20 protein-coding genes are annotated in these 21,260 nt (G+C 66.3%); 15 read left to right on the forward strand and 5 right to left on the reverse strand.

What is annotated here, in order from left to right:
- From G404_RS0102855 to G404_RS0102875, 4 genes are all read left to right on the forward strand, one after another.
- Nucleotides 1–1,371, forward strand: coding sequence for a glutamine synthetase family protein (locus G404_RS0102855; RefSeq protein ID WP_028639751.1), 1,371 nt, complete (start codon nucleotides 1–3; stop codon nucleotides 1,369–1,371).
- A gap of 26 nt (nucleotides 1,372–1,397) precedes the next feature.
- A complete protein-coding gene (locus G404_RS0102860; RefSeq protein WP_028639752.1) occupies nucleotides 1,398–1,754 on the forward strand; it encodes a c-type cytochrome in 357 nt (118 codons plus the stop codon).
- A 15-nt stretch (nucleotides 1,755–1,769) separates the two neighbouring features.
- Nucleotides 1,770–2,696 (forward strand): LysR substrate-binding domain-containing protein, encoded by a 927-nt coding sequence (locus tag G404_RS0102865; RefSeq protein WP_028639753.1) that lies wholly within the window; start codon nucleotides 1,770–1,772, stop codon nucleotides 2,694–2,696.
- Between the two features lie 224 nt (nucleotides 2,697–2,920).
- Nucleotides 2,921–3,946, forward strand: a complete 1,026-nt coding sequence (locus G404_RS0102875; protein ID WP_028639754.1) for an aspartate-semialdehyde dehydrogenase — start codon at nucleotides 2,921–2,923, stop codon at nucleotides 3,944–3,946.
- Nucleotides 3,947–3,989: 43 nt separating this feature from the next.
- Here the strand turns inward: G404_RS0102875 and G404_RS0102880 are convergent, their stop codons facing one another.
- The 3 genes from G404_RS0102880 to G404_RS17845 form a co-directional block, all read right to left on the reverse strand.
- On the reverse strand, nucleotides 3,990–5,501 hold the full coding sequence (locus G404_RS0102880; protein WP_028639755.1) for a CoA-acylating methylmalonate-semialdehyde dehydrogenase: 1,512 nt from the start codon (nucleotides 5,499–5,501) through the stop codon (nucleotides 3,990–3,992).
- 11 nt (nucleotides 5,502–5,512) lie between these two features.
- The gene (gene aptA, locus G404_RS0102885; protein WP_051280072.1) at nucleotides 5,513–6,874 is read right to left on the reverse strand and encodes an omega-aminotransferase AptA; all 1,362 of its coding nucleotides are present in this window, start codon (nucleotides 6,872–6,874) and stop codon (nucleotides 5,513–5,515) included.
- Between the two features lie 102 nt (nucleotides 6,875–6,976).
- Nucleotides 6,977–7,921, reverse strand: coding sequence for a LysR substrate-binding domain-containing protein (locus G404_RS17845; RefSeq protein WP_051280074.1), 945 nt, complete (start codon nucleotides 7,919–7,921; stop codon nucleotides 6,977–6,979).
- Nucleotides 7,922–8,019: 98 nt separating this feature from the next.
- Between G404_RS17845 and gabT the strand changes: the two genes are divergently transcribed.
- The 5 genes from gabT to G404_RS0102915 all read left to right on the forward strand — a co-directional run bounded on the left by gabT (nucleotide 8,020) and on the right by G404_RS0102915 (nucleotide 12,525).
- Complete coding sequence (gene gabT / locus G404_RS0102895) at nucleotides 8,020–9,306, forward strand: 4-aminobutyrate--2-oxoglutarate transaminase (protein WP_028639757.1); 1,287 nt, start codon at nucleotides 8,020–8,022, stop codon at nucleotides 9,304–9,306.
- Nucleotides 9,303–10,778 (forward strand): NAD-dependent succinate-semialdehyde dehydrogenase, encoded by a 1,476-nt coding sequence (locus tag G404_RS0102900; RefSeq protein ID WP_036520181.1) that lies wholly within the window; start codon nucleotides 9,303–9,305, stop codon nucleotides 10,776–10,778. Before gabT ends, G404_RS0102900 begins: the two co-directional genes overlap by 4 nt.
- A 139-nt stretch (nucleotides 10,779–10,917) precedes the next feature.
- The gene (locus G404_RS0102905; RefSeq protein WP_028639759.1) at nucleotides 10,918–11,352 is read left to right on the forward strand and encodes a hypothetical protein; all 435 of its coding nucleotides are present in this window, start codon (nucleotides 10,918–10,920) and stop codon (nucleotides 11,350–11,352) included.
- A gap of 4 nt (nucleotides 11,353–11,356) precedes the next feature.
- Nucleotides 11,357–11,962 carry a TetR/AcrR family transcriptional regulator gene (locus tag G404_RS19730; RefSeq protein ID WP_051280076.1) on the forward strand — a complete coding sequence of 202 codons (606 nt, stop codon included), beginning with the start codon at nucleotides 11,357–11,359 and terminating at the stop codon, nucleotides 11,960–11,962.
- The gene (locus tag G404_RS0102915; RefSeq protein WP_028639760.1) at nucleotides 11,959–12,525 is read left to right on the forward strand and encodes a hypothetical protein; all 567 of its coding nucleotides are present in this window, start codon (nucleotides 11,959–11,961) and stop codon (nucleotides 12,523–12,525) included. The genes G404_RS19730 and G404_RS0102915 overlap by 4 nt, the downstream gene beginning before the upstream one ends.
- Here the strand turns inward: G404_RS0102915 and G404_RS0102920 are convergent.
- Together G404_RS0102920 and G404_RS20280 are read right to left on the reverse strand one after the other, a co-directional pair.
- Nucleotides 12,520–12,864, reverse strand: a complete 345-nt coding sequence (locus G404_RS0102920; RefSeq protein WP_028639761.1) for a hypothetical protein — start codon at nucleotides 12,862–12,864, stop codon at nucleotides 12,520–12,522. The genes G404_RS0102915 and G404_RS0102920 overlap by 6 nt on opposite strands.
- An 8-nt stretch (nucleotides 12,865–12,872) precedes the next feature.
- A complete protein-coding gene (locus G404_RS20280; protein WP_051280078.1) occupies nucleotides 12,873–13,487 on the reverse strand; it encodes a TetR/AcrR family transcriptional regulator in 615 nt (204 codons plus the stop codon).
- 108 nt (nucleotides 13,488–13,595) lie between these two features.
- On the opposite strand from G404_RS20280, the gene G404_RS0102930 reads away from it, so the two are divergent.
- The 6 genes from G404_RS0102930 (at nucleotide 13,596) to G404_RS0102955 (ending at nucleotide 21,258) form a co-directional block, all read left to right on the forward strand.
- The gene (locus G404_RS0102930; protein WP_028639762.1) at nucleotides 13,596–15,035 is read left to right on the forward strand and encodes a purine-cytosine permease family protein; all 1,440 of its coding nucleotides are present in this window, start codon (nucleotides 13,596–13,598) and stop codon (nucleotides 15,033–15,035) included.
- Nucleotides 15,023–15,913, forward strand: coding sequence for an N-carbamoylputrescine amidase (gene aguB, locus G404_RS0102935; protein WP_028639763.1), 891 nt, complete (start codon nucleotides 15,023–15,025; stop codon nucleotides 15,911–15,913). The genes G404_RS0102930 and aguB overlap by 13 nt, the downstream gene beginning before the upstream one ends.
- Nucleotides 15,914–15,915: 2 nt before the next feature.
- Entirely contained in the window at nucleotides 15,916–17,031 is a 1,116-nt protein-coding gene (gene aguA, locus G404_RS0102940; protein ID WP_036520184.1) for an agmatine deiminase, read from the forward strand.
- Nucleotides 17,032–17,204: 173 nt separating this feature from the next.
- Entirely contained in the window at nucleotides 17,205–19,136 is a 1,932-nt protein-coding gene (locus G404_RS0102945) for an NAD(P)/FAD-dependent oxidoreductase (protein ID WP_084600978.1), read from the forward strand.
- A gap of 13 nt (nucleotides 19,137–19,149) precedes the next feature.
- A complete protein-coding gene (locus G404_RS0102950; protein ID WP_028639766.1) occupies nucleotides 19,150–19,776 on the forward strand; it encodes an SOS response-associated peptidase in 627 nt (208 codons plus the stop codon).
- A 111-nt stretch (nucleotides 19,777–19,887) separates the two neighbouring features.
- Complete coding sequence (locus tag G404_RS0102955) at nucleotides 19,888–21,258, forward strand: vanadium-dependent haloperoxidase (protein ID WP_156906170.1); 1,371 nt, start codon at nucleotides 19,888–19,890, stop codon at nucleotides 21,256–21,258.
- The last annotated feature ends 2 nt before the right edge of the window (nucleotides 21,259–21,260 follow it).

Consider the following 21,260-nt stretch of genomic DNA (forward strand, 5'->3'; position numbering starts at 1 on the left):
ATGTCCCATGAACAGCAGGCCTCGCTGACGGCATTTCTGGCCGCGCATCCCGAAATCGATGGCGTCGAAGCCTTTGTTTTCGACATTGCGGGTGCGGCGAAAGGCAAATGGCTGGCGCGCGACAAGGCGCTGGCGCTCGATGCCAAGGGGCTGCCGATCCCGCTGTCGGTGTTTGCGCAGGACGCCTGGGGCTGCGACGTGATGGAGGCGGGGCTTGCCTTCGGCACCGGCGATCCCGATGGCACAGGCTATCCCGTCGCCGGGCGCTTTGCTGCAATCCCGTGGCTCGATGGGCGGGTGGCGCAGGCATTCCTGACAATGCGCAACAACGCGGGCGATGCGGCCGAGGCCGATCCGCGCGCGGCGCTTGCCGCGATCGTGGCGCGTTATGCCGCGCGCGGCCTGACCCCGGTGGTTGCGGTCGAACTGGAGTTCTATCTCTATCGCCTGATCGACGGGGTGCCGGTGCCGCCCGATGGCGCAGGGGCAGCCAGCTGGCGGCGCAACGATACTTTGTCGACCAGCGCGCTGGCCGCGCACCAGCCGCTGATCGACGCGATCCTGCAGGCCGCCCGGGCGATCGGTATCGCCGCCGACGGCGTGATCAGCGAGGCGGGCCCGGGCCAGTTCGAGCTGAACATCCTGCACCGCGCCGATGCGCTGGCGATGGCCGACGACGCCATGCTGATGCGGCGGATCGTGCGCGGCCTGGCCCAAAAACACGGGTTTGGCGCAACGTTCATGGCCAAACCTTATGGCGACGCTTCGGGCAGCGGCATGCATATTCATGCCAGCGTGAACGATGCCTGTGGCACCAATGTGATGGCCGATCCGGCCACAGGCGCGCCCGCGCCGCTGCTGTTCCATGCGGTGGCAGGGCTGGTTGCGGCCATGCCCGACACCATGCTGGCCTTTGCCCCCAACGCCAATTCGTTCCGCCGGTTCCGCCCCGACGCGCATGCGCCGGTGTCGGCCGGGTGGGGGCACGATGACCGGTCTGCCGCGATCCGCGTGATCGATGGCGCAAAGCTGGGGGTGGGCGGCCAAGCGACGCGGATCGAACACCGTATTTCGGGCGCCGATGCCAATGCCTATCTGGCGATGGGCGCCATGCTCGGCGCGATGTTGCAGGGGATCGAGGCGGGGCAGATGCCGCCGCCCCCGCAAAGCCCGCTCGATCCCGGCACCGGCGTCCGCCTGCCGGTGGAATGGGGTGCAGCCATCGACCGCTTTGCCGGATCGGACACGGTCGCGCAGATCTTCGGGCAACGGCTGCGCGCCATTGTTGTTGCGTGCAAGCGCCAGGATCGTGCAGCGTTCATCGCGCATATCGATCGCTTCGAGTATGATACGTATCTAACGCTGCTTTAAACCCACCGACACGGAGTCCTTGTCTCATGAAGATGTACGCTTTTGCCGCCATCGCCCTGCTGGCGCCCGTTGCCGCCAGTGCGCAGGACGCCACCGCGGGCAAGGCCGTGTTTACCCAGTGCACCGCATGCCACGCCTACAAGCCCGGTGCCGTCGGCGTGGCCGCTCCCAATCTGTACGGGGTGGTCGGTCGCAAGGCGGCATCCACCCAGTTTTCCTATTCGGCCGCGCTCAAGGCGTCCAAGCTGACCTGGGACCCGGCAACGCTGAACACGTTTCTGAAGGCACCGGGCAAGCTTGTGCCGGGCACGCGCATGGTGATCGCGGTGACCAACGACACCCAGCGCGCGAACCTGGTCGCCTATCTTGCAACGCTGAAATAAGCGCCTGGCGGCAAGGTGCCGGGGGCCGGGGTGACCGCGCTGGGCCTGCCGCCCTTTGCCGCACTGCGCGCGTTTGAAGTGCTTGGCCGGGTCGGCGGGATACGTCGCGCCGGCCAGGAACTGGGGCTCGATCATACGGTGGTCAGCCGCCATGTGCGCGCGCTGGAAGACTGGCTGGGTGTGCCGCTGGTCGATCGCGGTGGTGGACGGGTGGCCCTGACCGAAGCCGGGCGCGCGTATCATGCACGGGTTTCTGCCGCGATCCACGATCTGGCCGCGGCCACGCGCGATGCGATGGCAACGGGCACAAGCGATGCGGTGCGGCTGTGGGCGGTGCCCGGTCTGGCCACGCAATGGCTGTCGGACCAATTGGCCGATTTCGAACGCAGCGATCCGGGCTTTGCCGTGGAACTGCGCCCCACCGATGCCTGTGCCAATCTTGCCCAGTTCCAGGCCGATGCCGATATCCGGTTCTATGGCGATGACTGGCCGCCGCGTCCGGGCGGCCCGGGGCTGCAGACACTCGAGCTGGCGCGTCCGCCCTTGATGATCGTCGCCAGCCCGCAACTGGCCGCCTCGCTTGATCTGACATGCGCTGCCGATCTGCTGTCGGCGCCATTGCTGCACGAGGAACACCACGAACAGTGGCGCGCCTGGCTGGCGCACAATGGCGTGACGCCGACCGGGCACATGCTGGGCGGGCCGCTGTTGTGGCATGCACATCTGGCGGTGGCCGCGGCGCGCCAGGGGCGCGGGCTGGCGCTGGCCAACCGGTTTCTGGTCGAACGCGATCTGGCCAGTGGCGCGCTGGTCGCGGTTGCGGTGCCGGGCACGCAGACCGTGGCGATCGGCAGTTACTGGTTCGTCGCGCGCGCCGATCGCTGGAGCAGCCCAGCAATCGCCCGCCTGCGCACCTTTTTGCGCCAGCGCGCGGGCGAATAAGCCCGATTGCGTCCCGCCACGTTTGCCCCTATGGGCACGCGTATGTTCGTCAAGCCGATCATTACCATCACCCCGAAACCCGCCGCCCATGCGCGGTTGGTGTCGGGGGCATGCGTGATCTGACCGCAGCCCGACCGAACACCAACCCCGCAACGGATGCAGCGGGGTTTACCAACAGACACATGACCCCGCGCTGATCCCTGCAACAGACAGGAGAACACCGCATGGTTTCCAGATTTGCCCCCGCCCAACGGCTGCATGTCGGCATTGTCGGCGCGACCGGACTGGTCGGCACGATGATCCGCGAGATCCTGGCCGAGCGCGATTTTCCGATGGCCAGCCTGCGCCTGTTTGCCTCGGCGCGATCGGCCGGGCGGGAGATCGATGGCGTGACCGTCGAGGACGCCGAAACGGCCGATTTCGCAGGCCTGGACCTGGTGCTGTTTTCCGCCGGCGGATCGACCTCGCGCGCGCTTGCGCCAAAGGCCGCGGCGGCGGGCGCGATCGTGATCGACAACAGTTCGGCCTGGCGGTCGGACCCGCGCGTGCCGCTGGTGGTCGCCGAGGTGAACCCGCAGGCGCTTGCCGATCTGCCGCTGGGGATCATTGCCAATCCCAACTGCACGACGATGGCGGCCATGCCGGTGCTGCGTCCGCTGCATGACGAAGCGGGGCTGACGCGGCTGGTGGTGTCAACCTATCAGGCGGTGTCGGGCGGCGGGCTTGCCGGGATCGATGTGCTGGCACGGCAGATCGATCACGTCGGCGGCCGGGCACGCGATCTGGCGACCGGCGGGCACGGGCATCTGCCGGCGGCCGAAAAGTGGGCGGTACCGATCGCGCACAATGTCGTGCCGCTGAACTATGTGCTGGCCGAGGATGGCTATACCGAGGAAGAGCTGAAGCTGCGCGATGAAACGCGCAAGATCCTGGGCCTTGCCGACCTGCCGGTATCGGGCACGTGCGTGCGCGTGCCGGTGTTCACCGGGCATTCGCTGTCGATCAACGCCGAATTCGCGCGGCCCATCAGCCCGGCGCGCGCGTTGGAGCTGCTGGCCCAGGCGCCCGGGGTGGTAATCAGCGATGTGCCCAACCCGATCGAGGCCACCGGGCAGGACCCGGTGTTCGTCGGCCGCGTTCGGCCTGATCCCACGGTCGAACACGGGCTGGCGCTGTTCGTGGTGGGCGACAATCTGCGCAAAGGCGCCGCGCTCAACGCGGTGCAGATCGCCGAAGTGCTGCTGGGCTGAAACAAGGGGCGCCGTGTGCTGCGAACGGCGCCCCCCGTTTTGTTCAGGCCATCGTCGGAATGACGAACGCGCTGCCCGAGGCGACGGCGCCGCCTGCATCGGGCCAGCGCTGGGTGACGACTTTGGTCTTGGTGAAAAAGCGGATGCTTTCGGTGCCGTACTGGTTGTGATCGCCAAAGGCGCTGCGTTTCCACCCGCCAAAGCTGTGATAGGCGACCGGTACGGGGATCGGCACGTTGATCCCGACCATGCCCACTTCGACCGTTTCGACAAAACGTCGGGCAGCACCGCCATCGCGCGTGAACAGCGCCACGCCATTGCCGTACTGGTGCTGGCTGGCCAGCGCGATCGCTTCGTCCAGCGCGGCGGCGCGCACGATCTGCAGCACGGGGCCAAAGATCTCGTCCTGGTACGAGCGCATCTTGGGCTTGACCCGGTCAAACAGCGTGGGGCCTACGAAAAAGCCGTTTTCGTGGCCCTGCAGCGTGAAGTTGCGGCCATCGACCACCAGTTCGGCGCCCTCTTCGACCCCGGCGTCGATGTACGACAGGATCTTGGCCTTGTGCTGGGCGCTGACCACCGGGCCGAAATCGGCGTCGCGGTCGTTCGACACGCCGACGCGCAGCTTGGCGATGCCGGCCACCAGGCGACGGCGCAGTTCTTCGGCGGTGGCTTCGCCCACCGGCACGACCACCGGCAGCGCCATGCAGCGTTCGCCCGCCGATCCATACGCCGCGCCCAGGATATCCTCGACCGCCTGGTCGAAATCGGCGTCGGGCAGCACGATGCCGTGGTTCTTGGCCCCGCCCATCGCCTGGATCCGTTTGCCATTGGCCGTGCCGCGCGCATAGACCGCCTGGGCGATGTCGGACGATCCGACAAAGCTGACCGCCTTGACATCGGGATGGTCAAGCAACGCATCGACCGAAACCTTGTCGCCGTGCACGACCTGGAACACCCCGTCGGGCAGCCCCGCCTCGGCCAGCAGTTCGGCCAGCCGCACCGGCACGCTGGGATCGCGTTCCGAAGGTTTCAGGATGAAGGCGTTGCCCGTGGCCAGCGCGGGGGCCAGCATCCACAGCGGGATCATGGCCGGAAAATTGAACGGGGTAATCCCGACGCACACGCCCAGCGGCGCGCGCAACGAATAGACATCGATGCCCGGACCGGCGCCGTGGGTGTATTCACCTTTTTGCAGATGCGGCACGGCGCAGCAGAATTCGACCACGTCGAGCCCGCGCTGGATATCGCCCCTGGCGTCGGGCACCGTCTTGCCGTGTTCGCTCGACAGCAGTTCGGCCAGGCTGTCGATATGCTGTTCGATCAGGTCCTTGAACTTGAACAGCACGCGTGCGCGCCGTTGCGGGTTCATCGCTGCCCATGCCGGTTGCGCCTCTTTGGCGGCGGCAACCGCGGCGGCGACATCGCCGACGCTGGCCAGCCGCACCTGGCGCGCCACTTCGCCGGTTGACGGGTTGTACACCGGCGACAGGCGATCGCCGTCGGGCGTGCGGGCACGCGCAGAGCCGGCGAAATAATGCTCAACAATGGTCATCAATGGGTTCCTCAGGCGGTCTGGTGCAGGACCTGCGCCAATGTGTCGAATATCTGGTGGATCTGGGCCTGTGACACGATCAGCGGGGGTGACAGCGCGATAATGTCCCCGGTGACGCGGATCAACAGCCCTGCGTCGAAGGCGCGATGAAATACGTCCATTGCGCGCGCGCCGGGCGCGCCGTCGCGCGGGGCCAGTTCGATCCCGGCGACCAGACCCAGATTGCGGATGTCGATCACGTGCGGCGCATCGCGCAGGCCATGGGCGGCGTCTTCCCATGTCCTGGCAAGCCCGGCGGCATGGGCAAACACGCCTTCGTCCTCGTACAGTGTCATCGTCGCCAATGCCGCTGCCGCGGCCAGCGGATGGCCCGAATAGGTATAGCCGTGGAAGAATTCGATCCCCGCAGGCGACGAATCCACCACCGCGTCATACACCGCCCGATCCACCGCCACCGCGCCCATCGGCACCGCGCCGTTGGTCAGCCCTTTGGCCAGCGTGATGATATCGGGGGTTACGCCGAAATATTCGGCCGCGGTCGCCGTGCCCAGCCGCCCGAAGCCGGTGATCACTTCGTCAAAAATCAAAAGAATGCCGTATTTGCGGGTGATATCGCGCAGCCGTTGCAGATAGCCCTGCGGCGGCACCAGCACGCCGGTTGAACCCGCCACCGGCTCGATGATGACCGCCGCGATCGTTTCGGGCCCGTGCAGCGCGACCAGTTCTTCCAGTTCGTCGGCCAGATTGCCGTTCGACGGCTGCATGCCGCGCTGGAACCGCACTGCATCGCCATGCGTATGCGCCAGGTGATCCACCCCCCACACCTGGCTGACATGGCGCCTGCGGTTGCCGCCGATCCCGCCAACCGACATGCCGCCGAAATTGGTGCCGTGGTACCCGCGCTGGCGTCCGATCAGGCGGAACCGCGTGCCCTCTCCGCGCGCATGGTGATAGGCGAGCGCGATTTTCAGCGCGGTGTCGGCGCTTTCGCCGCCCGAATCGGTAAAGAAGATCCGGTCCAGCCCCTCGGGCATAAGCTTGGCCACCGCGCTGGCGGCCTGAAACGCGGTGGGGTGCCCCAACTGGAATGTCGGCGCGAAATCGAGCGTTTGCGCCGCCTCGGCAATCGCGGCCACAATCGGTGCGCGGCCATGGCCTGCGTTGACACACCACAGCCCGGCCGTCGCATCGAGCAGGCGCAGACCATCAGTGGTGACATAATGCATGTCCCGGGCCGAGGCGAACAGCCGCGGATTGGCCTTGAAATGGCGGTTGTTGGTGAACGGCATCCAGAAATGCGACAGGTCGACGTCGCCGGCGGCAGAAATCAGCTCTTCGGGGCTTCGGATATCAAGCTTGGCAAGCGTGGCCATGGATGCCTCATTATCGGTTGTGCTGCAGACACCGCCTGATGCGGCGAAAAGGCAACAATCAAAAGTGGCAATGGACACGCCAGTGGTGTTTTTTGTGCACCACTACCGATCGGCCTGCCAAGTGCCCGGCGCTTCGGCCACCATATCGCGCAACCAGGCGGCAAACTGGCGCATCGGGCGGGTCTGGCCGCTGTCGCGCGGCGTGGTCAGGTAATAGGCGCCCAGCGACACCGCGCGAAACGCCGCGTTGCCGGCACCAAGTTCGACCACGCGCCCGGCGGCCAGGTCTTCTCCGGCCAGAAACGCATTGGTCAGCGCAACGCCCTGCCCTTCGCGTGCGGCCACCAGGGTCATGTGCGCCTGCCACAACCGGGCCACCGGCGGTGGCAGGCTGGCCGCGCCCAGATCGTGCGCGGCGAACCACACCCGCCATTCGATATCGTCATCTTCGTGCAGCAGCGGCAGGGTCAACAGATCGGCGGGTCGGCCGATCGCCCGATCGGTCAGCCACGGTGCATCGGGCCGCGCCACCGGAAACACGCGCGGACGGATCATCGGCATGCGGACGATGCCGGTGTGTTCGCTGGCCGCATAATCGGTATCGCGCCACCAGCGCAGATCGGCATCAGCCTCGTGCCGGGCCAGATCGGGCGCGGCGTCGGACGGGCGCAGCGTGACCGCAAGCCCGGGATGACGCCGCCCGAAATCGGGCAAGCGGCTGGTTAGCCAGTGATAGGCCAGCCCCGGCATCGACCAGACGTGCAGCCGCGCCCCGGCATCGCCGCGAATGCGCTCGGTCGCGCTGCACAACTGATCGAACGCGGGGCCGATCAGCGCGTGGTAATCCGCGCCCGCCGGCGTCAGCCCGCCATGCACCCGATCGACCAGCATCGTGCCAAGCCAGTCCTCCAGCGCCGACAGATGCCGGCTGATGATGGCGTGGCTGACCCCCAATGCCACCGCCGTGCGGCGCACTTTGCCGTGGCGGCCAAACGCCTCGAACGCGCGCAAGGCGGCAAAGGGGGGCAAGTGCGGACGGTCCGACATGGTAACTCCTGGTCACCAGATTGCTACCATTTGTCGGCTTATCGGCGCAAGGGGGTGGTGTCATGGTGTCGCCGGTTCGCCTCTCGGAGTTTTTGCGCATGACCGACAACGCCTCGCTTGCCGCCCGCCGTGACCGCGCCGTTCCGCGCGGCCTTGCCTCGTCCACCGCGGTCTATGCCGCGCGGGCCGACAATGCCGAACTGTGGGATGTCGAAGGACGGCGCTATGTCGATTTTGCCGGCGGGATCGCGGTGCTCAACACCGGCCATCGGCACCCGCGCGTAATCGCCGCGGTCGAAGACCAGCTGGGCCGGTTTACGCATACCGCGTTTCAGGTGGCGCCTTATGAAAGCTATATCGAGCTGGCTGAAAAGCTGAATGCGCGCGCGCCGTTTTCGGGTGAGGCCAAGACGATCCTGCTGACCACCGGCGCCGAAGCGACCGAAAACGCGGTCAAGATCGCGCGTGCCGCCACCGGCCGTTCGGCGGTGATCGCGTTCACCGGTGCGTTCCATGGCCGCACGCTGCTGGCCAGCGCGATGACCGGCAAAGTCACCCCCTACAAGCGCAAGGTCGGGCCGATGCCGCCCGAAGTGTACCACGCCCCGTTCCCCACCGGAATCGACGGCAACACCGTGGAAAAAAGCCTGGCCGCGATCCAGTACCTGTTTGCCGCCGATGTCGAGCCCGAACGCGTGGCCGCGGTGATTATCGAGCCGGTGCAGGGCGAAGGCGGGTTCCATGTCGCGCCCACCGAATTCCTGGAAGCCCTGCGCGCATTGGCCGACAGCCATGGCTTTCTGCTGATCGCCGATGAAGTCCAGGCCGGGTTTGCGCGCACCGGCAAACTGTTCGGCATCGAACACAGCGGGGTAGAGCCCGATCTGGTCTGCGTTGCCAAGTCGTTGGCTGGCGGCTTTCCGCTGTCTGGCCTGATCGGCCGGGCGCAACTGATGGATGCGCTCGATCCGGGCGGGCTTGGCGGGACGTATGGCGGATCACCGATCGGATGCGCGGCGGCGCTCGCGGTGCTCGACGTGATCGAGGAAGAAGGCCTGCTCGACCGCGCCACCGCGATCGGCGAACGTCTGCGCCGCCGGATCAACGCTTTTGCCGCGGCCGGGCTGCCGGTGGCCAATCTGCGCGGACTGGGCGCGATGATCGGCTTTGATGTCACCAATGCCGCGGGCGAAACCGATGGCGCCGCTGCCAGGGCGGTGACCGGGGCCGCGCTCGAAGCCGGGCTGATCCTGCTGTCGTGCGGAACCAAGGGCGAAACGATCCGCATCCTGGTGCCGTTGACCGCATCGGATGACCTGATTGACGAAGGGCTCGACATCGTCGAAGCCTCGCTCGCCAAAGTCTCCGGAAAGGTCGATGCATGAACGCCCCTGCCACGCTGGTGAAATCCCGCCCCGATCTTGCGCGCCCCGATCTGTGGCGCGAAGCCGCGTTTGTTGCCGGGGCCTGGCGCACGGGTGACCGCACGATCGCGGTCGACAATCCCGCCACCGGCGAAGTGATCGGCCATGTGCCCGATTTCGGCGCGGCCGAAACGGACGAGGCGGTGGGCGCGGCCAGGAATGCGTTTGCCGCGTGGAAGGCAAAGACCGGCAAAGAGCGCGGCGCGGTGCTGCGCCGCTGGTCCGATCTGATGCATGCCCATGCCGACGATCTGGCGCTGATCATGACCGCCGAACAGGGCAAGCCGCTGGCCGAGGCCAAAGGCGAAGTCGCCTATGCGGCGGCGTTCCTTGAATGGTTTGCCGAAGAGGCGCGCCGGGTCCGCGGCGAAGTGCTGACCCCGCATATGGCCGACCGCCGGCTGGTCGTGACGCGGCAGCCGGTGGGCGTGGTCGGTGCGATCACGCCGTGGAATTTCCCGCTGGCGATGATCACGCGCAAGGCCGGTCCCGCGTTGGCCGTGGGGTGCACGTTCGTGGTAAAACCGTCCGAGCTGACACCGTTTTCGGCGCTGGCGCTGGCGGTGCTGGCGCAAGAGGCGGGCGTGCCCGCAGGCGTGTTCAGCGTCATCACGGGCGAGGCCAAGGGCATCGGCGGCGTTTTGACCGGCGATCCGCGCGTCGCCAAATTCACCTTTACCGGGTCAACCCCGGTGGGCAAGCTGCTGGCCGCGCAATGCGCCGGCACGGTCAAACGCGTCAGCCTGGAACTGGGCGGCAACGCGCCGTTCATCGTGTTTGAAGACGCCGATATCGATGCCGCGGTCGAGGGCGCGCTGGTTTCGAAATTCCGCAACACCGGGCAGACCTGCGTCTGCGCCAACCGGCTTTATGTCCACGACGCGGTCTATGACGTGTTCGCGCAAAAACTGGCCGATCGGGTGGCGGCCTATCGCGTCGGGCCGGGCCTGGCCGGTCCGACCGAACAGGGCCCGCTGATCGACGGACGCGCGGTGGCCAAAGTTGCGGCGCATGTCGCCGATGCGGTGGCGCACGGTGCGCGCGTGCTGACCGGCGGCGCGCCGCATGCGGCAGGCGACCGGTTCTATCAGCCGACCGTGCTGGTCGATGTGCGTCCCGACGCGCTGCTGGTGCGCGAAGAAACGTTTGGACCGCTGGCCGGCCTGATCCGATTTTCCAACGAGGCCGAAGCCGTCGATCTGGCCAACGACACGCGCGCAGGCCTGGCCAGCTATGTCTACACCGCCAACGCCGCGCGCCAGTGGCGCCTGATGGAATCGCTGGAATACGGCATGGTCGGGATCAACACCGGGCTGATTTCGACCGAGGCCGCACCCTTTGGCGGGGTCAAGGAATCGGGCCTGGGGCGCGAAGGATCGCACCTGGGTCTCGACGATTATCTGGAGATCAAGCTGGCCTGCATCGCGGTGTGATGTGCGTTTTTTCCGGCCCCCGGAACCGCCGGCCGGTTCCGGGGTTTTTGCCCCGGATTAGTCAACCAACCAGTTGGTTGACTAATCCGGGACCTATGCTAGGATGCACGCGACACACGGCGATCACGGGTGACATGCCATGCACACGGTTCTGGTCTGGACGCATATCGGATTGATGATGGTGGCGTTTGGCGCCTCGCCGATGGGGCGGCTGATCGTGCGCTTCGTTCTGGCAGGCGTGCGCGATGCCGAAACTGCCAGAACGGTTTTGCGCGCATATGCGGGCGTTTTCACGATCGGCGGGATCGCGGTAACCGCGGGCGTTGCGATCGGCATCGTGCTTGCCTTGAACGCGGGCCTTGCGCAAACTTGGCTTGCCGGTTCGTTGGTGCTGATCTCGGTTGCCGGGATTGGAGGCGCCATCCCGGAAAATCGATGGATAAAGCGCCTGCTCGCCGCGCCGGGTGACGGCGTGTTCATCGTGCTTCGCGAACCGGGCGCGCTGTGGCTGGCTCTGGCCAGTCCGCTGATCTGGCTGCTGATCCTGTGGCTGATGATCGCAAAGCCGGCCTGACCCGATGACCACGCGACTGTCCGGAACCGATCGCAAGGCGCAGATTGTCTCGGCGGCGATCGACCGCCTTTATGCGGTCGGATTTGAAGGATTTCGCCTGGGCGATGTGGCCCGCGATGTCGGGATCAATAACGCGACGCTGGTGCACCATTTTCCGTCCAAGGTGGCGCTGGTCAAAGCGGTGGTCGAACAGTTCACTGCACAATTCAGATCGGTTGCGGTTGCCATCGAGGCCCCCGGCACGCCCCGGGCCAAGCTGTCACGGCACATGCAATCGAGCATCGCTTTGATGCAGACATCGCCGGCAACATTCGTCGTCCTGAACGAAATCATGGTGCGCGCCCGACGCGATGCCGATGTGGCCCGTCTCGTGGCGATGCCGCTGATGGCGTGGCAGCAGCATATCATCGGGCTGGTGCTGTCCGACGCGTGTGACCACGATCCCCCGGCGCTGGCCCGCGCGCACGCCATCGCGCAAGCGTGCATGGCGCAGCTGCTCGGTTCGGGCCTGCTGATGCATGCGGTCGCTCGGGGCGAGGGCCTGGCCGCGGTTGATCCGGGAGACATGGCCGTTGCCGCCATCGCCGACATGCTGGACCAACCCGCATGACCAGCGGCCTTGATCGCATCATGGCGGGCGCGGTTGGCCTGCTTGGAACCTGGCCAGGGTTCGCCGCCCTGGCCCTGTGCAGCGGCGTTCTGTTTGGATACCTGGTTCCGCGCGCAAAGGCGCCGATCTTTGCGCAGACACCGGCCGATCTGCCGCACAAAGTGCTCGATGAGTATTTTCCAGGCTATACGCCGGCCATTGCACGCGCATTTTTCGCCGCGCTGGGTCCCGACGGGCGTGCGGCCTATCGCCGTTTCTACCTGACCATGGATTTCTGGTTTCCTGGCGCGACAGCCGCGCTGGCCCTGGCGTCGCTGTTGCTGATCGCCTATCCGCCACCATCGGCATGGTCGTGGCTTGCGCTGGTGGCGTTGCCGTCATGGCTGTTCGATCTGGCCGAGAACCTGTGCCATTTCCGCATGGCGGGCAGCTATCCCCGGCTATCGCCCGGTTTTTTGACTTTGGCACCAGCCTGCACGCGGCTTAAATGGATTTGCGCAATCGTGCCGTTGCCCGTCGCATTGGTCGGGTTTGCAATCAGGTTTGTCGTACCTGGATCATAAGCCAGCCAGATCGGCGCGCGCCAGCCAGGCCTGAGCCTGCTTCGGTTCGCCCACCGCCTGCGCGCTGACCGGGCCGCGCGCCGCAAGGAATTCGTGGTGGAGCGCAAAGGGCTCCATGAACAAGGCTTCGCGCGCGGCGTCGATCGTATCGCCCAGTTCGGTCAGATGGGCGATGACCGGGGCGGCCCCGGCGCGCGCAAGGCGGTCGGGCTTGTGATCGAACAGGCCCCATTTGCCCGACGCGGTCACTTTCAGCGCCTCGATCAGCGCGGCTTTGTAATCCGCCTCAAGATCGATGCGGCGGGTGTCGAGGCGTTCGAGACGATCAGCTTTGGCCATGATCGTGTCTAGACCAGATCGAGCACGATGCCCAGTTCGCGTTGCACACCTTCGATCACCATGCCGCGCGCAACGGCATGGCCGGGGGCATCGGGCGCGTCGATCACCGCCTGGATGCTCAACCCGTCGATCAGCGCCAGGATGCGGGTGGCCGATACGGCCGGATCGGGCGCGGCAAAGCCGCCCCGCGCGATCAGTGCGCACAACTGGTCCTGCCACAGGTCCATCGCGACGATCACCGCCGCGCGCAATTGCGCGCGGTTGCGGCTGGCCTGCCACGCGTCGAGCCACAGCAGGCTGACCGCGCGGCGCTGGGGATCGAGCAGGTCGGCCACCAGCCGGGCAACTTGCGCCACGGGTGTTGCCATGGCCGTGGCGGCGGCGAACAGCGTGATGACTTCGGCTTCGGCGATCATCGCAAAGGCTTCGGCAGCCAATGCCTCGATCTCGGGGAAATAGTGGTTCACCAGTCCGGGCGCCACGCCCAGCCGCTGCGCCAGGTGGCGCAAGGTCAAGGCACCGATACCGTCGTGCAGCAGCACATCGCCGGCAGCGCTCAGGATCGCGGCGCGGCGTTCGTCCGGTTTCAGCCGCCTGCGCACCGGCTTGAGCATGGTCGCCATGGTCGGAAGGGTCCTGCCAGAAAACAATTGATCAAGTGACCAATAATGAGTAACGGTTTTGTTGTCCACCCGGTCAATAGTGTTTTTGCAAAGGTCGAACCGTCTGCGATGGCCAGCGCCGTGCATCCCCTGCCTGACGAAACGCCGCTGATCGGCGGCGATACCTTCGGCCAGGTCGAAGTGCGCGGGATCGACTGGATTCCCGATGCGGAACGCCACGGGCGCCCGCGCGAACTGCTGATGCTGTGGGCCTCGTCCAACGTCACCTATCTTTATGTCGTTCTGGGCGCGGTGGTGACGGGCATGGGGCTGACTTTGGCGCAGGCGGCCGTTGCGATCGTGCTGGGCAATCTGTGGTGGTTTGTCGTCGGGCTGATCGCGGCCAGCGGCCCGGCGTCGGGGCGGCCCAGCTATGTGGTAATGCGCGCCTTGTTCGGGGTGCGCGCCAACCGGGTCAATGTCGTGGTGTCGGGGTGGGGCGTGTGCGTCGGCTATGGCGCGATCAACCTGTCGGTCGGATCGCTTGCCACGTGCCAGCTGCTGGTCTGGGCGGGCCTTGATCCCGCGATGCCGGTCCGGCTGGGCGTGGTGCTCGCCACCGCCGCGCTGACTTTGACCGTCAGTATCTATGGCCATGCCACGATGGTGCGCTGCGCCCAGCCGTTCACTGCGGTGCTGGCGCTGTGCATGGCGGCGCTGGCCGCCGCGATCCTGCCACGGGTCGACTGGGCGTGGCATCCGGCGCATGTGCTACACGGCATGGCGGGTCTGGGCATGGTCATTACCGCGTCGGTGGTGATCGCCTCGAACCCGATTTCGTGGACATCATCGGCCGATTTCGCCCGCTATCTGCCGGCCCGATCGAGCATTCGCGCGGTGGCGCTGTGGACCGCGCTGGGCGGGTTCGTGCCGGCGATCCTGCTGGGTCTGCTGGGCGCGCTTGCGGCAACGGCGGCGAACATGGCCGATCCGCAAGCCGGGCTGACCACGCTGTTGCCCGGATGGCTGACGCCGGTGTTCCTGGCGTTCATCGCGATGAGCTCGATCACCAACAACATCATGACCGCCTACAGTTCGGGCATTTCGTTGCAGGCGGCAGGCGTCAGGCTGCGGCGGTCGCTGACCGTGCTGGCCGATGGCGTGCTGGCGTTTTCGGGCACGGTCTATGCGCTGTTTGTCAGCGATTTCCTGACCGCGCTGCAGGATTTCCTGGCTCTGTCGGTGGCGGTGCTGGGGCCGGGCATGGCAATCTATGCCACCGATCTGGTGCTGCGGCGCAATCGCTATGACGGTGCCGGGCTGGGCGATGAAACGCCCGGCAGCCCGTATTGGTACTGGCACGGGATCAATGTTGCAGGCGTGGTCGCGCAACTGGCCGGCACCACCGCCGCGCTGGCGGCAATCGTCAGCAAATTGTGGACCGGGCCGATCGCGGAACGCTTTGGCGGCACCGATTTGTCGTGCCTGGCCGGGCCGCTGGTGGCCGGCGCGATCTATGCCCTGCTGATGCGGGCACGCCTTGGGGGAGATTTGTCATGCGCACGGTAACGCTTGCGGCCACGCAGATGGCCTGTTCGTGGGATCACGCGGCCAATATCGCGCAGGCCGACGCGCTGGTGCGCCAGGCGGCGGCACAAGGCGCGCAGATCATCCTGCTGCCCGAACTGTTTGAAACGCCCTATTTCTGTCAGGACAGGCTGAGCCGTTTTCTCGATCTGGCGCGCCCGGTCGCGGACAATCCGGCGGTGCGCCATTTTCAGGGCGTGGCGCGCGAACTGGGCGTGGTGCTGCCGGTTTCGGTGTTTGAACGCGCCGGGCAGAACGTGTTCAACACCGTGGCGGTGATCGACGCCGATGGCGCGGTGCTGGGCACGTATCGCAAATCGCATATTCCGGATTCGCCGGGCTATTCGGAAAAGTTCTATTTCTCGCCCGGCGACACCGGGTTCCGGGTGTGGCGCACCGCGCATGCGGTGATCGGCGTGGGCATCTGCTGGGACCAGTGGTTTCCCGAAACGCATCGCGCGATGGCGTTGATGGGGGCCGAAGTGCTGCTGTTTCCCACCGCCATCGGCACCGAGCCGAGCCTGCCCGAACTTGATTGTTCGGGCCATTGGCAGCGCACGATGCAGGGGCAGGCCGGCGCCAATGTCATGCCGCTGGTGGCATCGAACCGCATCGGGACCGAAGCCGGGCAGGAAGGCTCCGAAATGACCTTTTTCGGGCGCTCGTTCATCGCCGACCAGACCGGCGACAAGCTGTGCGATGCCGGGCGTGATGCACCCGGCGTGCTGACCGCCGCGTTCGATCTGGACGCGATTGCGCAACACCGCGCGTTCTGGGGCACATTTCGTGACCGGCGGCCCGAATTGTACGGCCCGCTGCTGACGCTTGATGGCGTGCATCGCCACGTGGCAGGCGCATGACCATGGCCGCCCACACCCTGATTGCGCCGTGCGAGACCCCGCGCGCAGCCGGCTTTCGCATGCCCGCCGAATGGGAACCGCAGGCAGGGTGCTGGATGGCGTGGCCCGAACGGCCCGACACCTGGCGGCTGGGGGCAAAGCCGGCGCAGGCCGCATTTGCGCGGCTGGCCAACACGATTGCCCGGTTTGCACCGGTGACAATGCTGGCCTCTGCCGGGCAATGGGGCAATGCCGTGCGGCAGCTCGATCCGGCGGTGCGCGTGGTGGAAATGACCACCAACGATGCCTGGCTGCGCGACACTGGCGCGACATTCGTGATCGACGACCACGGCCGGCTGGGCGCGATCGACTGGCAGTTCAACGGCTGGGGCGGGCTGACCGACGGGCTGTATTTCCCGTGGGATGCCGACGATGCGGTCGCGGCCAAGATGTGCGATCTGGAACGTGCGCGGCATTTTCGCGCGCCGCTGGTGACCGAAGGCGGCGCAATCCACGTCGATGGCCAGGGCACGATCCTGACCACCGAGGCCTGCCTGCTTAATGCCAATCGCAATCCCGGGCTGACCCGCGCCGATGCCGAGGCCTGCCTGTGCGATTACCTGGGGGCAAGCCGGGTCATCTGGCTGGCCGATGGCGTGCCCGATGACATTACTGGTGGCCATGTCGACAATCTGGCATGCTTTGTCGCGCCCGGCGTGGTGCTGCTGGCCTGGTGCGATGACCCGGCCGATCCGCACTACGCCGTCTCGCGCGCGGCAGAGGCGCGGTTGCTGGCCGCCTGCGATGCACAAGGACGCCCGATCCGCGTCGAACGCATGCCGATGCCGACCCCGATGTTCCTTACCGCCGAAGAGGCGGGCGGGCTTGATCGCACCAATCCCCGCCTGTCCGCCACCGCGGGCGATCGGCTGGCGGCGAGCTATGTCAATTTCCTGATCGTCAACGGCGCGGTGATCGCGCCCGCCTTTGGTGTGCCGACCGATGCGGCGGCCGAGGCGATCCTGACAGGTCTGTTTCCCACGCATGAGATTGTCATGCTGCCATCCCGCGACATTCTGCTGGGCGGCGGCAACATCCATTGCGTGACTCAACAGCAGCCGACCGCGCGCGGGGCGTAAAGCCCGTGGGGCGCATGGGGCCTTGCTGTTGAGGATCGCGGCGTCGGCATCGGGGGGTGCCGGCGCCGCGGTCATCCTTTGAAAAGCGACACCGTGCCCGGCTATGGGCAAGGCGGTCCGGATCGTGCATTGTCGGCCTGCGTGACCAGGCCCCTGCTTTTTCGGGATTGACCATGACCCAAGACACCCGATCCGATCTGTCGGATGGCGCTGCTGCCGGTGCGGCAGGGCAAACGCATGTGGCGCGGCGCGATTTCCTGGGCGGGGTTGGGGCAGGCACCATTCTGGGATTGATCGGGGCCGAACCGGCACGCGCGGCGCCCGCTGTGTCAGCCGCGCCCGATGCGGCGCTGTACCCCCCGGCGCGCGCGGGCCTGCGCGGGCAATATCCGGGCAGTTTCGAGGCAGCGCACGACGCGCGCGATGGCGGTTTTGCCGGACCGGTCAGCGCGTTGGACAGCGGCGAACACTATGATCTGGTGGTTGTGGGTGGCGGCATTTCCGGATTGTCCGCAGCGCATTTCTGGCGGGCTGCGCTGGGCCAGGCGCAGCGCATCCTGATCCTCGACAACCACGATGATTTCGGCGGCCATGCCAAGCGCAACGAATTTCATGTCAACGGCCGAACGATCGTTTCGTACGGCGGGACGATGAGCATCGAAACGCCGTTTCCCTACAGCTATGTCGCCAGGGGCCTGCTGCCCGAACTGGGCATCGATCCAGCCACACAGGCGCGCTACGACCGGTCGGCCACGGTGTTTGCCGGGATGGGGGCGGGCGTCTGGTTTGACAAGGCGCATTTCGGCGCGGACCGGCTGGTCGCCGGTTATCGCAAGGCGCCATGGCAGACATTCTTTGCACAAGCGCCGCTGTCGGGTGGTGCGCGCGCCGAACTGGTGCGGCTTTACACCGATCCGCGCGACTGGTTGCCGGGGCTTACCCCGCAGGCGCGCGCCGATGCGTTGAAAAACATGAGTTATCAGGATTTTCTGACCCGGCACGTGGGGCTGGGGAATGAGGCGCTGCGGTTTTTCGCAGGCCAGGGCTATCGCAACAACATGCGCGTCGACACGTGCCCGGCGTGGACCGCGATGCGCGGCCATGCGCCAGGCTTTGCCGGGATGCAGATTGCCGAGGCGATCGAGGCGGAAAGCGACAATTTTCATTTTCCCGACGGCAATGCCTCGATCGCGCGGCTGCTGGTGGGGCTGCTGGTGCCCCACGCCATCCCCGATGCGCACGACATGGACAGCGTGGTGGCCGCGCGCGCCGATTACACACAGCTTGACCTGCCGACCAACCCGACCCGCATCCGCCTGTCGAGCATTGTCGTGCGCGTCGAACATCTGACCGATGCCAGCCACGGCACGGTGCCGACAACGCTCGAACAGGCGGTGCGCGTGGTCTATGCCCGCCCCGACGGCACCCGCGCCAGCGTCACCGCCGCGGGCGTTGTTCCGGCCTGTTTCAACGCCATCATCCCGTTCATCGCGCCCGAATTGCCCGAACATCAGCGCGAAGCCCTGCGCTATGCCAGCAAGGTGCCGATGCAATATACCAGCGTGGTTCTGCGCAATGCCCGTGCGTGGCAGGCGGCGGGCGTGCGCCAGATCCATGCGCCGTTTGGGTATCACACCACCGCCATGCTCGAACCGGCGATCAGCATCGGCGCCTATGCCGGGCCTGCCAGCGTGGACGATCCGGTGGTGGTCAAGATGATCCGCAATCCCAATGCGCCGGGCGCGCCGCGCCGCGACCAGCACCGCGCCGGGCGTGCCGACATGCTGAACACCCCGTGGGACGTCAGCGAACGCGCGGTGCGCGACCAGTTGCAGGCAATGCTGGGGCCGCATGGCTTTGACCACAACCGCGACATCCTGGCTATCACGGTGAACCGCTGGCCGCACGGGTATGCCTATACCTATGACACGCTGGGCGATCCCGATCTGCCCGAACGCGAACGCCCGCATGTGATCGGGCGGCAACCATGGGGGCGGATCACGATCGCCAATTCGGATGCGGCGGCGCAGGCCTTTACCAATGCCGCCATCGACATGGCCCACCGCGCGGTCGGCGAACTGCTGATCGCGCGCGGGCTGACCTGACCGGCGCCTGCGCATGTGCAATCTTTATCGCCTGCACGCCGGCACCGCCGCGATAGCGCAATTGTTCGATGCGGTGGCCGGGATCGAAGCCAACCGGGGGGACGAGGTCTATCCCGGCACTCCCGGGCTGGTGGTGGCAGACGGCGTGGTGCGCACGATGATCTGGGGGTTTCCGCTGCTGCTCAAAGGGCGGGGCGGCCAGCCGCTCAAGCCCAAGGCGGTGACCAATGCGCGCGATGACAAACTGCACACCGCATTCTGGAAAGCCAGCTTTGCCGCGCGCCGCTGCCTGATCCCGGTCAGCGCCTGGGCCGAGGCGGAAGGGGCGGCGGGGCGGATGACCCGCACCTGGTATGCTCTGCCCGGCGACGCGCCATTTGCCGTGGCCGGGCTGTGGCGCCCGACCGATGCCTGGGGCGATGCCTATGCCATGGTCATGGTCGATGCCTGCGCGCAGATGGCACAGGTGCATGACCGCATGCCGGTGATCGTGCGCGCGCACGATTGGCCGATCTGGCTTGGCAGCGATAGCGATGCCGCGTTCGGCCTGTGCCGCACCTGGAACGATGCCCTGACGGTCGATCGTACACGGCAGCGGTGGTCGGGGACCGGCGCGGAACAGGCGCGATTGTTCGATTGACCGGGCCTGTCGGTCGCATGCGCAAGGGCCGGTCAGGTCGGGGTAAACCCGGTCTTAACCGCATTGCCCTAAGGTGCTGGTCAGCGACCGGGCAATCAGGGCTGGATCAGGGTGAACCGCAGAAGCTTTTTACGCGCCGGTGCCGGGCTGGGTTCGTTGTGCCTGAGCGGCTGTGCGGTGCCCTTTGGCAAAACCGGCTCCTATGCCGGCCAGGTCGTCGCAGCACGCGATTTTGATTCGGCGACATTCTGGATCGATGTGCTGGTGCAGCAGGCCCGCGATTCGATGCTGTCGCCACCACGCGTGGCCTATTGCCTGGCCGGGCCGACAATCGCCGGGTTTGTCGCGGCCAATGCGGTATCCGGCCGCTTCGAGGACAATTTCGGGCTTGGTCCGGCGCCCCGGGGCGCGGATCCGGAAGTGGCGTATGGCGCGGCATTTGCCACCGTGGCTTCGGAAGTGCTGCTGACCCCGCTGACCATGCAACGCCTGGCCTTCATGACGCGGTTTACCGATGGTGCGGCCAAATCGCTCGGGGCCGAATGGGGGCGCAAGGTCGGGCTGCATTTTGTCAAGATGCGCACGTTCGACGGGTCGGGTTCGAGCAAGCTGCCCTATTATTTCCACAACTGGCCCCGCCGTGGCGATGTCCTGCAATGGCTGCCGACGGGCGAGCACTATGCCACCCATCCGGGGCCGGCTTTCGATGATTATGCCCGCGGGCTGAATGCCGGGCAGGGCAAGATCAAGCCATGGTCGATCCAGAACGTCAAAGCCTGGCGCGCGGACCCGTTCTATGATCCGCGCAGCCCCGAATTTGCCGAGGAATTTCATCTGCTGCACACGCTTGGCGCGGGCGACAGCACCATTCGCACCGCCGATCAGACGCAAATCGCCATTTTCTGGGAAGATGGTCCCTGGGGGGCGACCACCAGCGGACATCTGGCGCAGATTGCCATGCAACTGCTGGCCATGCGCGGCTTTGGCTTTCTGGAAAAGGCGCGTGCCTATGCGCTGATCGGGATGGGGCAGTGCGACGCATCGATCGTGGCCTGGTACAACAAATACAGCTTTGACATCCTGCGGCCAGAGACCGCCATTCGCGTGCGGGCGCGCCAATTTGCCAATCCCGATCCGCGCGTGGTGCCAGACCCCAAATGGAAAACGGTGATCAACACCCCGAATTTCCCCAGCTATATCGCCGGGCATTCCGCGCTGGGATCGGCGGCGACGCGAACGCTGGCGCATGTGCTGGGCGGCGATGCGGTATCGTTCAGCCATCAGGCCCCCGATCAGGTGATCTGGCCGGTGCTGCGCGGCAAGACGCGCCATTTCACCTCGCTATCGCAACTGTCCGAAGAAAACGGCATGAGCCGGATCTATGGCGGCGTCCACTGGCTGCGCGACCATCAGGCATCGACCAAGCTGGGCTATGCGCTGGCCGATCATATCACGGCCACATATTTCAAGGCGCGGGGGTAACG

The organism is Novosphingobium acidiphilum DSM 19966 (assembly GCF_000429005.1).
Taxonomy (GTDB): domain Bacteria; phylum Pseudomonadota; class Alphaproteobacteria; order Sphingomonadales; family Sphingomonadaceae; genus Novosphingobium; species Novosphingobium acidiphilum.

Coding starts and splice junctions, on each gene's coding strand:
- G404_RS19730 (WP_051280076.1), top strand. CDS start 11,357: ATGACCACGCGACTGTCCGGAACCGATCGCAAGGCGCAGATTGTCTCG.
- aptA (WP_051280072.1), bottom strand. CDS start 6,874: ATGGCCACGCTTGCCAAGCTTGATATCCGAAGCCCCGAAGAGCTGATT.
- G404_RS0102950 (WP_028639766.1), top strand. CDS start 19,150: ATGTGCAATCTTTATCGCCTGCACGCCGGCACCGCCGCGATAGCGCAA.
- G404_RS0102915 (WP_028639760.1), top strand. CDS start 11,959: ATGACCAGCGGCCTTGATCGCATCATGGCGGGCGCGGTTGGCCTGCTT.
- G404_RS0102880 (WP_028639755.1), bottom strand. CDS start 5,501: ATGACCATTGTTGAGCATTATTTCGCCGGCTCTGCGCGTGCCCGCACG.
- G404_RS0102920 (WP_028639761.1), bottom strand. CDS start 12,864: ATGGCCAAAGCTGATCGTCTCGAACGCCTCGACACCCGCCGCATCGAT.
- G404_RS0102905 (WP_028639759.1), top strand. CDS start 10,918: ATGCACACGGTTCTGGTCTGGACGCATATCGGATTGATGATGGTGGCG.
- G404_RS17845 (WP_051280074.1), bottom strand. CDS start 7,921: ATGTCGGACCGTCCGCACTTGCCCCCCTTTGCCGCCTTGCGCGCGTTC.
- G404_RS20280 (WP_051280078.1), bottom strand. CDS start 13,487: ATGGCGACCATGCTCAAGCCGGTGCGCAGGCGGCTGAAACCGGACGAA.
- aguB (WP_028639763.1), top strand. CDS start 15,023: ATGCGCACGGTAACGCTTGCGGCCACGCAGATGGCCTGTTCGTGGGAT.
- G404_RS0102930 (WP_028639762.1), top strand. CDS start 13,596: ATGGCCAGCGCCGTGCATCCCCTGCCTGACGAAACGCCGCTGATCGGC.
- G404_RS0102900 (WP_036520181.1), top strand. CDS start 9,303: ATGAACGCCCCTGCCACGCTGGTGAAATCCCGCCCCGATCTTGCGCGC.
- gabT (WP_028639757.1), top strand. CDS start 8,020: ATGACCGACAACGCCTCGCTTGCCGCCCGCCGTGACCGCGCCGTTCCG.
- G404_RS0102855 (WP_028639751.1), top strand. CDS start 1: ATGTCCCATGAACAGCAGGCCTCGCTGACGGCATTTCTGGCCGCGCAT.
- G404_RS0102875 (WP_028639754.1), top strand. CDS start 2,921: ATGGTTTCCAGATTTGCCCCCGCCCAACGGCTGCATGTCGGCATTGTC.
- aguA (WP_036520184.1), top strand. CDS start 15,916: ATGGCCGCCCACACCCTGATTGCGCCGTGCGAGACCCCGCGCGCAGCC.
- G404_RS0102945 (WP_084600978.1), top strand. CDS start 17,205: ATGACCCAAGACACCCGATCCGATCTGTCGGATGGCGCTGCTGCCGGT.
- G404_RS0102860 (WP_028639752.1), top strand. CDS start 1,398: ATGAAGATGTACGCTTTTGCCGCCATCGCCCTGCTGGCGCCCGTTGCC.